The organism is Sulfobacillus harzensis, assembly GCF_012933365.1.
Taxonomy (GTDB): Bacteria; Bacillota; Sulfobacillia; order Sulfobacillales; family Sulfobacillaceae; genus Sulfobacillus_B; species Sulfobacillus_B harzensis.
Map to the genome: position 1 here is coordinate 1 of NZ_JABBVZ010000046.1, position 13,111 is coordinate 13,111.

10 protein-coding genes are annotated in these 13,111 nt (G+C 59.0%); 2 read left to right on the forward strand and 8 right to left on the reverse strand.

What is annotated here, in order from left to right; genetic code table 11:
• Positions 1-1,149 precede the first annotated feature (1,149 nt).
• The 4 genes from HIJ39_RS13115 to HIJ39_RS13130 form a co-directional block, all read right to left on the reverse strand.
• Positions 1,150-1,395: a transposase gene (locus tag HIJ39_RS13115; protein WP_169100408.1), complete on the reverse strand. Its 246-nt coding sequence runs from the start codon at positions 1,393-1,395 to the stop codon at positions 1,150-1,152.
• 435 nt (positions 1,396-1,830) lie between these two features.
• Positions 1,831-2,544, reverse strand: a complete 714-nt coding sequence (locus HIJ39_RS13120; protein ID WP_169100410.1) for a dienelactone hydrolase family protein — start codon at positions 2,542-2,544, stop codon at positions 1,831-1,833.
• A 233-nt stretch (positions 2,545-2,777) separates the two neighbouring features.
• Positions 2,778-3,347 (reverse strand): polysaccharide deacetylase family protein, encoded by a 570-nt coding sequence (locus HIJ39_RS13125; RefSeq protein ID WP_169100412.1) that lies wholly within the window; start codon positions 3,345-3,347, stop codon positions 2,778-2,780.
• Positions 3,348-3,402: 55 nt separating this feature from the next.
• Positions 3,403-3,597 carry a hypothetical protein gene (locus tag HIJ39_RS13130; RefSeq protein WP_169100414.1) on the reverse strand — a complete coding sequence of 65 codons (195 nt, stop codon included), beginning with the start codon at positions 3,595-3,597 and terminating at the stop codon, positions 3,403-3,405.
• 293 nt (positions 3,598-3,890) lie between these two features.
• Between HIJ39_RS13130 and HIJ39_RS13135 the strand changes: the two genes are divergently transcribed.
• Positions 3,891-5,507, forward strand: a complete 1,617-nt coding sequence (locus HIJ39_RS13135; protein ID WP_169100416.1) for a peptide-N4-asparagine amidase — start codon at positions 3,891-3,893, stop codon at positions 5,505-5,507.
• A 64-nt stretch (positions 5,508-5,571) separates the two neighbouring features.
• Here the strand turns inward: HIJ39_RS13135 and HIJ39_RS13140 are convergent, their stop codons facing one another.
• The 3 genes from HIJ39_RS13140 to mscL all read right to left on the reverse strand — a co-directional run bounded on the left by HIJ39_RS13140 (position 5,572) and on the right by mscL (position 11,220).
• Positions 5,572-8,505, reverse strand: coding sequence for a protease pro-enzyme activation domain-containing protein (locus HIJ39_RS13140; protein ID WP_169100418.1), 2,934 nt, complete (start codon positions 8,503-8,505; stop codon positions 5,572-5,574).
• Between the two features lie 134 nt (positions 8,506-8,639).
• Entirely contained in the window at positions 8,640-10,568 is a 1,929-nt protein-coding gene (locus HIJ39_RS13145) for a S53 family peptidase (RefSeq protein ID WP_169100420.1), read from the reverse strand.
• Positions 10,569-10,779: 211 nt separating this feature from the next.
• Positions 10,780-11,220: a large conductance mechanosensitive channel protein MscL gene (gene mscL, locus HIJ39_RS13150; RefSeq protein WP_169100422.1), complete on the reverse strand. Its 441-nt coding sequence runs from the start codon at positions 11,218-11,220 to the stop codon at positions 10,780-10,782.
• A gap of 108 nt (positions 11,221-11,328) precedes the next feature.
• Between mscL and HIJ39_RS13155 the strand changes: the two genes are divergently transcribed.
• Complete coding sequence (locus tag HIJ39_RS13155; RefSeq protein WP_169100423.1) at positions 11,329-12,519, forward strand: MFS transporter; 1,191 nt, start codon at positions 11,329-11,331, stop codon at positions 12,517-12,519.
• Positions 12,520-12,522: 3 nt separating this feature from the next.
• Here the strand turns inward: HIJ39_RS13155 and HIJ39_RS13160 are convergent, their stop codons facing one another.
• Positions 12,523-13,080, reverse strand: a complete 558-nt coding sequence (locus tag HIJ39_RS13160; protein ID WP_169100425.1) for a cysteine hydrolase family protein — start codon at positions 13,078-13,080, stop codon at positions 12,523-12,525.
• Positions 13,081-13,111 lie beyond the last annotated feature (31 nt).

The window sequence follows — 13,111 nt, forward strand, 5'->3', positions numbered from 1 at the left end:
GTAGACGGTCGCAGAGGTCCCGGGATTTCACAAAAATCAATGAGAACAACAGGTTTCACACAAAAAACTAAGGTAGGTGGGGAAGCAACGGGGAAGATGGGGAGGTCATGCCGATGGCCCCCGGTCAGCAGCAGTCCCTTGATATCAGGCCCCGGAAGGCAACAAAACGGCGGGGTCCCAGGACCGCCGCCGCGGCTACACACGAATTGTACGGATTGCGAGTGTTGGTGGGTATTGCACTTGGGTGGCCACGAAGCGGGTCAAGTGCCCCAGTTTGGCAGACTGCATCATCGGCAAACTACTTAAGCCACCTCCCGAAGCCCGCGTCCCAAGCTCCCTGTAGAGCCCGAGGTGTTATAGACAGCCCGTCCCGGGCAGCCCAGTGCCGCAGTTACCCCCCTCCAGGAAACCAAAGGACACCCTCAACACAATCCCCGCGTAGGCAGCATTAACAAAGCTAGGGCGATTGCCCCGGCCAATGTAAAACCCTCGTTATCTGTGGGAGGGGTCGGAGCCCCTCCGCGTCATCAACACTGCGCGGTGTCGTGCTTGTCGGGCGCCGCAAGGCTGGCAGGCAGCCGCGGCAACAGGACCGTGACAGTGCGTTTCACATGGAGCACCTTGGCTAGCTACCGCAGACGGCACAGCCGCAACGAGGCGTCCCGGTTCAATTTAGATCCATCCCACGTCGCGCCATTCGAGCATGACGGACGTTGGAATGCTCCAGGATGACAGCAGGATCTCGACTTGACACTTTGGGACGAAGATTTCGGTGGGTTCGGCCGCTGCAACCCCGGGTCCGGCGGGCCATGGGTTCCACAGGCCCCATGTCGCACGACCGTCCGTGAAGTGGCCGGAGGAGATGTCCGCGTGCGCGCGCCAGCCCATTCTAACAGCATCCGCATCGCCCGTTCCGCGGTGCCTTCTATGGCGTTGTTGCCGCCAACTTTAAAATCCCCAATAACGACATCACACTTCGCCAAAATGGGCCAACCTAAAGTCGCCAAAACGACCAACGGAAAATGGCTCTTCCGCACATTTAGTGGTGCTGGGCCATGGCGTGCTCGAACCGTGAGCATGTACGATCTCCATGTCGGTTCCTGTAGTTCGAGACCAGGCCAATGCCCGACCGCGGCGGGCCTTGACGCGTTACCGATGCAAAATCCGGGAGCTCAAGAACGGCAAGCGGGCCCGACCATACATCATCCGATTGAGCGTCTTGGTCCGATTGCTCAACCCTTCCAACGGGCCCTGGCTCCACGGAAGGGAAATGTCGGCCACGACCGCATCCCAGTCGGCGCGGAGGGTTTCCGCAAATCGCTGAAAGGCCGCCAACGCCGCGGCGCCACGCCAATGGATCACCAAGGTTTGAAAGTGGCGCGTGAGCGTCCACACCAGCCGGTAGGTTGGAGCCTCGTGAATCCCGCGTACTCAAGGTCCCCTGGCGTGACGGGGAATGCGCCGCCATCCCGTGCTCCGCCAATGTGCCCACTGACGTCACCTACACAACCACACCGCAAAGCTAGGGGATTTTGGGGCGGCAGGCATCCTAGTCCCGACACCGAGAACGGCCGATACGATTGCGGTGGCACAGTCGTTGCGCGAGGTCATCGTCGAGCCTTGCCCGGACCAGCCGATGGCGCAGTCCTTCGTTCTAACTATCCATGCATGGTAGAGTGAGCTTGAGGTGTGCGCGAGGGGGACCACTCGCCCGCTTCTGGAAATGTGTGGACATAGGTGGCTGGCACTGTGTCCTTCAGCAACGGAAGGGCAGAGACTAGGCTTATTCGTCAAGAGGCGACACCGGCATCGAGTCATTGTGTACGGCGCTCAAGATAGATGGTCAACGAACCACTGGTCAGCCATCTTGCGGAGATGTTCCAGCTCACGTTGCTCCTCAGGGGTTTCGGCATGCAGGCGATGTCTCATATGAGGGAACTTCTGGATCCGGGACTTGGGTGATACGGTCATCAACGTCTCGGCAAATTCTTGCATCCACTCCCATTTGGCAACATCATCCGCATCGCCGTGACTAAGGAGCGTGGGAACCGACGCCAAGCGGTCGATGTGCGGGGATACCGCGTACGATTTGAGCCTTGCTGCGATCGAAGCATCGGACCAGGGATAGTTCCGATAGTAATGTTGGAGATAATCGAGACTGGGGACTCCTCCGACCGTGACGACAGCGCCTACCTGGGGATTATCCACCGCCCCCCAGAGGGCAATGAGACTGCCGATGGAAAACCCAAATAGTCCTACAGGCCTCCTCCCGACACTTTTGAGTAAATGTTTAAGCTCTGTCCGGGAGTCGTCCACGACACTGGCAAACAAGTTTAAGAAAATGTCGTCGGCGCGTCGTGCGTGAACGGACTCGGTTCCCTCGCGCAAGACTGGAAGACGCCAGTAAACCTTGGTGAGGCTTCCGTCTTTGGGCACGGGGTATCCCGCTTGCAGCGTTTTGACTGTCGTGCTCATGCCGTGGATAACAATCACCACCCGTTCGGCCCGATCCAGTTCCGGTCCTCGAATCTCCACATGGTTCACGTCTTCCGCCCCCTTATTGCGGAGGATAGCGTAAGTTCCGGCAAGTGGCTATAGGAGTCCCCTGGTTTGGCGACGAAAAGGTGGTATTGAAGGGGTTGGGCCCTGCGGCTAGCTCATCTTTTCTGGGGCAGATCGGAGACTTTTGCCTGCAACTTGAATCCCTGTGCCAGCGTCCCGGCACCTTCTCAAGGGGAAACCGAGATCCGTAAGCAGATCTCGGTTTCTTCGTCGGGTTATGACAACGCCTGGGGCAATGATTCCGGCGTCAGATGATCCGCATGAATGACGGCCAGGAGCTTCGAAAGCTCCGTGTAGAGACCGGGATCCCAATGCAGCAGGATAATGTCGCCGGGCTGCAAAGGACCGTTATTCCATGTTTGCATGCCCTTTGCATCCACGACGGCGCTCCACATAATGAGATGTTGCAGGCCGGCTGCTTGGGCCTCTTTCATGACCTCGCTGTTGACGGCGCCATACGGCGGCCGTCCCAAGGTCGGTGTGGCCCCAAACCACGATTTGTAGTCGACGATGGGCGTATGCCATTGATAATACATTTCGGCAGGGCTCACGCTGGTGAGCGGGGGATGCGATACGGTGTGATCTTCGATGATGCCGCCCGCCGCGACAAATGCCTTCCAGTATGAGAGATGCTCTTGGACGGCATCTTTAATCAAAAAAGCGGTAACGGGGAGATGCGTGCGCTGCATCAGTTGCAGAACCCGCTGGCTCGGGAACCAGCCGTCATCAATGGTAATGTACACCGCATTGTTGGTTTTAGGACCAAACCACACCAGCCCCGTCACATGGTCTATCGGAGCCTGGGTCGAGGGCGGTGTCTTTGATTGGCTGCTGGTTGGCCTAGACGGCGGTGTTGAAGAGCGTTTGGGCGGCCGCGACGAGGGCGGTGTGGTGGGCGGCGATGTCGTCTTGGACGGCGTCGCGGGTGGCGATGTCGTGGAGGACGGGGGAATCGAGGACGATGGTGTCGAAGACGGCGCCGTCGACGACGGTTTCGGCAACTTGGCAACGGCCGTCGGATGCGTTGCTCCACACCCAGCCGCCAATCCTCCCATCATGATGCCGAGAAGCAACCAGGGCGCAAATTTCATGTTGTGAGCCTCCCTCGTGAAAATAGCGTGTTCATTCAATGAATTGCTCCCAATATCAAAGGCATTTCATTGTATGGAATAACGTCCCGTCCCTATGAAATGTCACGGGACTAAAAAGGTGAGCGGCTTCCCACCAAAATTTCCGAAACGGTTCGACAGCCTTTTCGATTCCAATGCAAGCCGGGTCGATACGATGAGAAAGGAGTGGAAAATTCTAACAAGGAAGGATGGATTGTCATGAACAAGCGCTTTTTGCGTCGGGTGTCGTGGGTTGGCGGAGCCTTGGCGTTAGTGCTGGCCGCCGCCGTGCCCGCCTTGGCGGACAGCCAATTCACCACCACGGCCAATCCCATCAGTGTGGGACCGCCTGTTCGGGTACCCAACACCAAGCCGGTCGTGGTGCCGATTATCACCAACCACGCCTTCAACGGTCCCAATCCGGCGACCACCTCGGTACAACTCCCCAAAGGACAGTGGTCAGAAGTCGTGCTCACGGTCACAGGAAGCGAGTCCGGCCGCCAGTATGATCGCCTTTGTCAAATTTGGGCGGGAGGCGCCCAAATATTCAATGGGGTGACGCCGGAGCCAACCCCGCAGGGGATTCAATGGACAGTCAAGAAGGACGTCACCGATTATCTCCCCGAGCTGACCGGAAACCAGACCTTCACGACCGCGGTGGACAACTACGTGAGCTCGGTTGACAATGGGGTACCCAATATCAGTGCCACGCTGTCCTTCTATCCCGCAAAAGGCCAACAGTCCCAGGACCCCAACCGCTGGACGCTGCCGACGCCCACCAGCATCGTGCCACTCGCCAATCAGGCCGGTTCCAAAACGTTGAATGCGGGCAAAACCTGGACCACCACCGTAACCCTCCCGGACAACATGGTTGGGGCCTATCTCGATCTCAACGCGACGGCGCAGATTGGGGAGGAATTCTGGTGGGACAACCAGCCGGCATTTCGCGAGATCGAGATTTCCATCGACGGAAAGCCAGCGGGACTGGTTTGGCCCTTTCCCTACATTTACACCGGCGGCGTCAACCCTCTCATCTGGCGTCCCATCACGGCCATTCATACCTTGGACATGCCTGCCTATGAGATTGACTTGACGCCCTTTGCCGGCATGCTGCACGGAACCCATACCATCTCCATCACGGTACTGAACAACACCGGATACTGGCTCATGAATGGATCCTTGTTCCTGTATCAGAAGCCGGGGGCCCATGTGACCGGTACCGTCACCAAGGACACCTTGAAATTCCCCACAGTCTACAGCAACGCTACCAGCACAGCCCTAAACAGCTCGAGCGGTGTCAGTCTGCAAAACGATACGGCCTCCACGCAGTACACCATCCAAGGAACCATCAACGGGGCTGGACCGGGACCACTGACCGCCACCGTTCAGGGCAGCAGCACCTTCTCCAATGACCAGACCAACACAGGCCAGGATTATTGGGGGTTGGTGCACGGAGCCCAGTACACGACCTTGGACGAGTCGCTGACCGGTCCGGGCGTTAACCTGACCCGAGACAGTCAGGATGCCTACACAGTGGATTCCGGCAGCAGCTTTTACCAAGTCTCCTCCGGCTTCTTCCTGCCAGCCAACGTGACCCAAAGTCTGAATCAAGAGCACCAGACCACCGGCTTTGGCGCGCCGTATACGAGTTCCTTATATGAGAACGTGCAAGGTTACGGAGCTCTACAGGAAGCCAGCAAAAACATCTCACAAGGAGCCACCACCGGGGTGGCGATGTTCCATGACTCCACCGGCTATCGATATCACGCGTTCATCATGGCGCGGGGCGGGAGCTACGTGGTCAATCAGGTATCCAGTCGCATTGGACGTCCCTAAGCGATAAATGGGGGAAGAAAGCAGGAACGGGAGCCACCCGGCTCCCGTTCTTGGCTTGCCAGCACTAGTAGACGGTAATGGCGGTGCTGGTCGATATGGCCTGCTGTGCTCCGCCATCCTTGGAGTAAATGATGATGTGATAGGTTCCGGGCTGTGACGGAATGAAGGACCAAAAGTTTCGCGCCATGTTGTGCGGGGACGAGATGGTGGTCCCGTTGGGCTCCTTGACGACAAACTGATAGAGAGGGTGGGTGATGTTGTGCGCTGCCGCCCGAAGCGTCAACAGTCGCCCTCGCGGTGCACTGCGAGGGGTGAGTGCGGAAACCCAGGAATCCACATAGAGCACCCGGGTGGTATGAAAAGCTTGTCCCCAATGCTTGGCCTGCACTTGCGCCATATCCAACGCCTTGGCGGTGACGAGATAGCTGCCGGGTTTCAGGTTTCGCAAGACCAGATTGGAATTGGCCGCATAGCCCTGCACGATGTGGTTCACCCCATATGGGCCGCGAAGCCAATAGATGTACCAGGGGTGTGTGCCGGTATCGGCAGCAGCCGCATGAAACGTGACGGTGCTGCCTGCGCTGGCCCGAAGCCAAGGCGGATTGGAGGTGAGCTTAAGACCGTCGACCATCGGTGTCTTGCTTGTCACATTGAGCGTGACATTTTTGGTGATGGTGACGCCGTTGTCACTGGTGACCTTGACCCGCACTAAGTAGGATCCGGGTACGCTCGGCCTAAAGCTGACGCTGCTTTTGGACGCTGGCTGCCCGCCCCAAAACCACCAACCGGTGGGATATTCCACCCAAAATTCGTAGCGGGGGTTCAACATGCCAGTGGCCGTGGCCGACACGGTGGTGGGCTGCAAGGCAAAACTCTGCCCGGGCATTTGCAATGTGACGGCCGGATGGGTTTGGGGGGACAGTCCATTGTAGTCTTGGGTAAAGGCCCCCCAATTGACCATGCCGAGACCGGTCACGGGATTCCAGGTGCCCGGCTGACTGCTCGTGACGCTGTACGCCCCATTCGATCCCCAGAGTGCTTGGGTGAAGATCTTGGGGTCATCCTGGGCGGCCTTAACGAGCAGCGGATTGAGGTTGCCGAGTCCGGTGGACGCGACCCCCAGGTCGGCCTCTACATCGGCTAGCCACCCAGCCGTCAACGGCGACGCCACACTGGTTCCAAGAAAAGGCGCGTTTTGGCCCTGGAAGAAACCACTCAACGCTGGGTAGCCAGCCAGCGCGGAGATAATAGGGACGCCCAGCCCCGGTGCTGAGGAGGGCAGAAGGCCTTCTTGCCAAGAGGGCACCGGCGTGGTGGTGCTATATCCGCCGGAACTGGCTGCATCCGCGTTGGTGTACGACTGGGCCACGTTGACGGGGATGCCGTTCAAATAGTCGCCGCCCCAAGCGCGCACCACCGCGGGGCCCGTTATCTGCTTGGTATTCCCGTTGGAGTCCAGCGTGGCCGGCGCTGCGATGTCCAACCCGCCGACGCTTAATACCGAGGGAATTTGCTCTAAACTGGACAGTCCTACGGGACCGGGATCCGAGCCGCTGTCCCAGGCCCCTTGATCGCCGCTGGCTTCCAGTACCGTCACGCCTTCGGCCGTCAGCGCATTCATCAGTGTGGTTAGGGTGGCAGGATCCTCGCCAAAGAAGCCATAGCTGATGCTGGCAATCTTGGCCACCTGTTGTTGACTCAAATCGCTAAGAAACGAGATCAGGGGATCAGCCGCATCATTTTCGGGAAAGATAAAGTCCTGTATCTTGACACCGGGTGCCGCGCCAGCTACCGCTTCCAAATCCACTTGCGATTCCTCCGAATCGCTGCTGTTGCCATATTCACTGGCACTGGCCCCATCCGCGTAGACAAAATTTACGATGGGGGCGCTGGTTGTACTGGGGTTCTGGTCAAGATACGAGGTGACATCCGAGAGGCTCGGGGGCGTGCCGATGGCGAAGAGTGCCACCGTAGCCGGTTTCGCTGGCGGATTGGCTACCCCGGCAATGGTGTTGAGTTGTTGGCCGTCGAGAGGGGATAGCGCGGTGGCCGATCCTGTAAACGTAGGCAACGGGAACTGTCCCTGCAAGGTCTGCCCGCTTTGCAGGGTGACGCTAAGGGACAGCGTATCGCCCGAGGAGACATCTCGGACGGCCGCCAGAGGGACTTGCCACAAGGTATTTGAGCTTCCGGGCATGGCTTGGGGCTCGTAATATCCGACCAGGTTGGCCGTGTCCCCCACATGGCTGATGCTTTGAATCGGGAGAAGGTTTCCTTGGGGATCCTGCACGGTCACAAACACGTTGAAGGGAAGCCCGGCGGGGAGACTCCCTTTGATGTTGGGATTCCAGCTCATGACAGTGACGGTGTCGCCGATGGCCGCATCGGTTTCGGTTTGGGTGGCCACCGGGGGCTGGTGGAAGTTCTCTCCTGCGAGGCTTAGCGCGGCTTTCGGCGCCAAACCCCCTATCGCGCTTCGGCGAATCACCCCATGGGGGGCAAGTCCCGACATGGACCAGATATCAGGAGACACGGGGAGACCGGGATTGGCCTTGCTGTTCGGCACCGTGGCGGTAGCGACGAGACCTTTAATACCGGTCACCCGCCATCCGGCGGCCGTCATGCTGGCGCGGGCTTGGCGAATCATGGCGGGCGTGGGGCCAAACGCCCGGTCCAATTCTTGAGGTGTCAGGAACTGATGATAGTCCGGGCTTCCTGGTTGGGACACCGCCTGGCTATAGGCCGCCAGCGCTTGGATGCGGGCTGGCGAGTCCACCACCACATCAACGGTGTGGGCGCGCGGCGACGAGGTGAGCGCCTTGAAATCCTCGGTCACCGCCGATGCCTTGTAGGCTGGTGTGGTGGGCAGATGCGAGTCGCCGGGCCGGTGAATCGCCAACGGCCGCAAAATCGCGGCTTGGGCTACGCTGGATAACGAGAGGATGCCCAGGGCGGAAGCGCTGAGCAGTGCAACAAGATGGGAAGGTTTATGCGGCATAGGAAATGGTTAACTCCTTTAGAAGCAAAATCCACTGTTGGGGAGATAGTTCGACAGTCCCTGTCGAATCCCTTGTTCTTTGAGTGAATAAAAGGAAGGCCCCTCGCGGGACCTTCCTCGTGAATATCGTGCTCCTATTGGCCCGACATGAAGGATTTTGTCAAGGCGGCAACATTCGGGGTGCCGAGACCCGTGGCCGCGTTGTAGATGGTGCCCGGGGTGCCGGTGTAATAGAGGTTGTCGTTCCCGGTCCCGGTAGTGTCGAGGGGCGTAAAGGGCGAGTTGGAACCCTTGGCAAACCGGTAAATTTGCGGGTTCCAGAATCCCACTCGGCCTCCCGCGGCAGCATTAATCAAGGCGGTTATGCCGTTCAACTGCGGCGCGACAAAGCTGGTGCCGCCCCAGCCCACGCTCCATCCGCCATACAATGCTTGGCTGTAAATGGTGTAGCCGGTATAGGGGTCGGCATCCAAGGAGACATCCGGCATGGCCCGCCCGCCGTTGCTTCGGCCCGAGACGACCGGCGGGTTGGGATTGAAGTCCCAAGCGGTATTGTTGTCAATGGGCGTAAACCATTGGACGGCATGGAAGTGCTGGATCCCCGAAATGCCCCGTTGATAGCTGGGCTCGGGGAAGATGACACTGTAACCGCCGTTGCTTCCAATGGTGGAACTCTCGGCGAATGATGCTTCGCTGGTCCCGCCCAACTGCTTCCAGTAGGGGAAGAAGTAGTCCCAAGCCCACGCCCGTTGTTGGGGCACCGTGATTCCCAAGGATGGCAATATGGGGGATTGGCTAGATGGCAAGGTGGTGCCGCCAGCGGCTGTCACATAGGGGCTGTCGGCGGGATTGCCCACCGCCAGATTGGTGGTGCCCAGATCAGAGACGGCTTGATAGGCGCCGTAGTCGCCGGTGGCCGCAAAGGTGCTGATGCCCTGGGCCGCCGCCTCCTGGAAGGCCTCATTGAAGGCTTGGGCGTAGTTCGGCGACTCGTAGCCGTTTTGGATGAGCCAATTGACAGCCGTTTCGCTGAGCCCCCAACTGGCCGACAACGAGCCCACTTTGTTGGCCGAGATGGCGTTGATGAAGGCATCCACAAACCCATAGTCGGTGTTGGGCGCCTGATACACGATGATGTTGGCGTCGGGAGCCAGCGATCCGGATTGCTCGACGTCCAGAGTGGTCTCGCCGGACCCAGCGCTGTTGGAGACGGGGCCCGCCCCGCCATCGACATTCACCAAGGTGATGCGGTTGGGCTTGGCTGGAATGTGGTAGGCGCTCCAGTAGCCGTAGGGATCGGAGGGGTCGATCGAGGCGAGGGTGACGATGCCCAACGTCTGTCCCTGGCCGAGGTCGCCGGCATTAATGAGTGGGGTGACGTTGTAGTTCTGCTCCATCGTCTGGGGTGTTTGCCATCCCTGGGGCGGTTGGCTTGCCGTGCCCGAGGTGTCCTGACTCGGCAATTTGGCGAGTGCGGTGGGACTCGCATGCACGGCGGTGCTGCTGAAGGGACCGTAATTGGTGAGTCCCAGCACGGCTAAAATGGGTCCGGTGAGCTGGTGGGGCATGGTGGGCTGGTCATGGGTGCCGTGAAATTTGTGCCCCGTCTTCTCCATATTCTGGAGCGTCACATGAAAGGCTTGGTCGAATTCGCCGGCCGTGCCGTTCAGGGTGATGTCCAGATTATCGGGGTATATGGAAGCCATGATGCCGTATTGCTGGAAGTACTGTACGATGGCGTGGATGACGGTGGGCGACTGTCCATAGAGTTGGGCAAATTGCTGGGTGCTGAGAAAATGGCGATAGTGGGAGTTGCCCGGGGTCACCGTGCTGTGGATGAAGGCCGCCAATTGATTCATGTGACGCGTACGGAGGATGATGCTAACCGTGACCGGCGTGTTGGCGGGGGTATTGCCAAAGACGGTGGTATTTTGCGTGGCGGCCGGCCCAATGCCTTGAGCGACGGCCGAGCGGGTCGCGGCGTTGGCGCCTGGGGCGCCTGCACCGATAGCGGCCATCATCAGGAGCGCGCTGGAGGCTAATGCGAATCGTGCTTTCTGCATGTGAAACCATCCTTTCATTAGGCGTCGTTCAAACGGGAAAGCACATGGGAATTTCTGGGTTGCCGGAGGGCGTCCCTTCTCGGCGCTGAAGGATTCGCACGACGCCGAGCGGCCTTTTTCGACGCAACCCCTTAAAGAAAGCACGCTGAGTCCCCATGAAGGGTCTCAGCGTGTCATCGATGGGTAGCGGCTGTAGACACTTGTCGAACGATTACGGTGTGGTGTCGAGGTGGGAAGTGCAGTAAGGACAGCGGGTGGCATCAAGAGCAATGCTGGTTTTGCAGAAAGGACAGGTCTGGGTCGTCGGAGCGGGCGTCGGTGCAGGGCCCTTGAGCCGGTTAATCCAGCGAACCACAAAGAACATCAAGATGGCGACAATCACAAAGTCGATGATGGTGTTGAGAAAGAGGCCATAGGCGATGACCGGCGCACCGGCTGCGGCGGCCTGGCTGTAGGAGCTGTACTGATGAGAGCTGAGATTGATATAGAGACTGGAAAAGTCGACCCGGCCAAGCAGGAGGCCAATGGGCGGCATAATGACATTGTTGACGAGCGTCGAGACAATTTTGGTGAAGGCGGTGCCGACCACCAGGGCGATGGCCAGATCCATGACATTTCCACGGGCAACAAAGGTCTTGAAATCGTTCCACATCGTCTACACGTCCCGGCATGAAAATTAGGGAACTTCCCCTCTATAGCATAGCAGTTGCCGCCCAAGACTCTTGCTGCATACGTTAAAATAGGAGCGGGAGGCGGATCGATGGCAGCAGAGAAAGCGAATCTCAACAAGGTGTATGCCTCGGGCCTGCTTTTCAATGTTTCCTTTTTGACCTTTGCCGTTTTGATTCCCTTGGATGCGCTTCAACAGCATTTGCCCGTGTGGATTGTCGGCATTCTGGCTGCCATCCCCGGCGTTTTTCAAATGCCGAGCCGCACCCTCAGCGGCCCTTTGGTGGACTTGAAGGGCGAGCGCTGGATGCTCTGGGTCACCTATCTGCTGGCGTTTCTTGCTTGTGTGGCGGTGGTGGCCGGGAATATCTTCCCGGTGGTCGCGCTCATCACCGGACAGCTGTTGATTGGGGCGGCGCGGGGATTCTTCTGGACGGCCGCCCAATCTGAAGTTAGTCGGGATGCCGAGAACCGGGCTCACAATTTAGGACTCTTTACCTCTTACACGAAAGGCGGGGCGCTTATCGGCATTGCCGCCGCCGGGTCGTTGGCCGAGTGGCTGGGGGTCCAAGGAGGCTTTGCCTTTGCCGGGGTATTGGCGTTCATTTCGTTGGGCATTGGACTCACATTGCCCAAGCGTGAACTGCCCCATCGCCCGCGCAATCTTTGGGGCGCCGTGGCGCGGCTTTGGCCGGCCAGCCGCCAGCCGTTCGTGGTGGTCAACGGGCTGGTGGCGCTCCTCTGCGCCATTCCGCAAGCCTTGGCCCAGTCTTTTTATCCCGTCATTCTAATTCGCGCTGGACTTTCCGACAGTGTCGCCAGCTTGGTGACGGCGCTTATGAGTCTCGGCATGATTATCTCCGGGGCGCTCGGGGCGAAGACGCTGAAAGTCTTGGGGATGAAGCGCATGGTTGCGGTGTCTACCATCATGGTCGCGGTCGGCTTGGCTGCCACCAGCCTTCATCAAATAGTGGTGGACGGCGCGTCCATTTTCGTGGCCGGATTTGCGGCCGGATGGCTCAACGTGGCCTTTCTTACCGCCGTCACCTCACGAAGTCGGGATGGGGATCGCGGCACCAATCTTGGCGTGACGCAAGTCTATTTTGTTCTGGCTATGATGCTCACCCCGGTGCTGTCGGGATGGCTCTTGCAGGCAGGCGGCCGGGCGATGACCTTCGTGATTGAAGGAGCCTTGGCCTTGGCGGTGGCCATCGGCGTCTTGGCGCTGTGGCGCTGGCAGAATAAGTCGGGCAAGGCCGTCCCGTCGGAACAGCCTGCCTGATGCCTAGCGTTTGACGTGCTCAATCCAGAAATCGGTCGATACCACCCGGGCAAAGCTTGATGCGAGCGCCGCGAGATAGGCGGTTTGAACCGCGTCTGCGGGCACGGTATGCCCACGAAAGGTCAAGTCCCGCGTGGCCGTAGCATCTTCCAGCAGGGTTACCCGATATCCCCGGTCTGCCGCGGCGCGGCAGGTGGTGTCAATGCACATGTGGGTCATCATGCCGGACATGACAATTTCCTCAACGTTGAGCTGTTGCAAGAGGGTGTCCAGCCGGGTCTCCCGAAAGGCGTTGGCGTAGTGCTTGACGAGATGCCGGTCGTCTTCCCGCGGCTCAAAATCGGGCATAAGGGCGGCACCGGGCGTATTGGGACGAAAGAAGGTGGCGTTTTCGGCCAACGCAATGTGTTGGACAATGATGACAGGCATTCCCGCCGCCCGCGCCGTCTCTAATCCCTTCTTGGCGGCCTCGGCCGCCTCTGCGGGGCGATATAGCGCCATGGCCCCGCCGGGAAAGTAATCCCGTTGGATGTCAATCACAAGGTAGACCGATTGTCCCATCTGGTTGCCTCCCATGCGAGTTTTCATCATT

Bases quoted from the DNA above. Each gene is read 5' to 3' on its own strand.
- HIJ39_RS13135 (WP_169100416.1), top strand. From the start codon at position 3,891: ATGAACAAGCGCTTTTTGCGTCGGGTGTCGTGGGTTGGCGGAGCCTTG.
- HIJ39_RS13140 (WP_169100418.1), bottom strand. From the start codon at position 8,505: ATGCCGCATAAACCTTCCCATCTTGTTGCACTGCTCAGCGCTTCCGCC.
- HIJ39_RS13145 (WP_169100420.1), bottom strand. From the start codon at position 10,568: ATGCAGAAAGCACGATTCGCATTAGCCTCCAGCGCGCTCCTGATGATG.
- mscL (WP_169100422.1), bottom strand. From the start codon at position 11,220: ATGTGGAACGATTTCAAGACCTTTGTTGCCCGTGGAAATGTCATGGAT.
- HIJ39_RS13155 (WP_169100423.1), top strand. From the start codon at position 11,329: ATGGCAGCAGAGAAAGCGAATCTCAACAAGGTGTATGCCTCGGGCCTG.
- HIJ39_RS13160 (WP_169100425.1), bottom strand. From the start codon at position 13,080: ATGGGACAATCGGTCTACCTTGTGATTGACATCCAACGGGATTACTTT.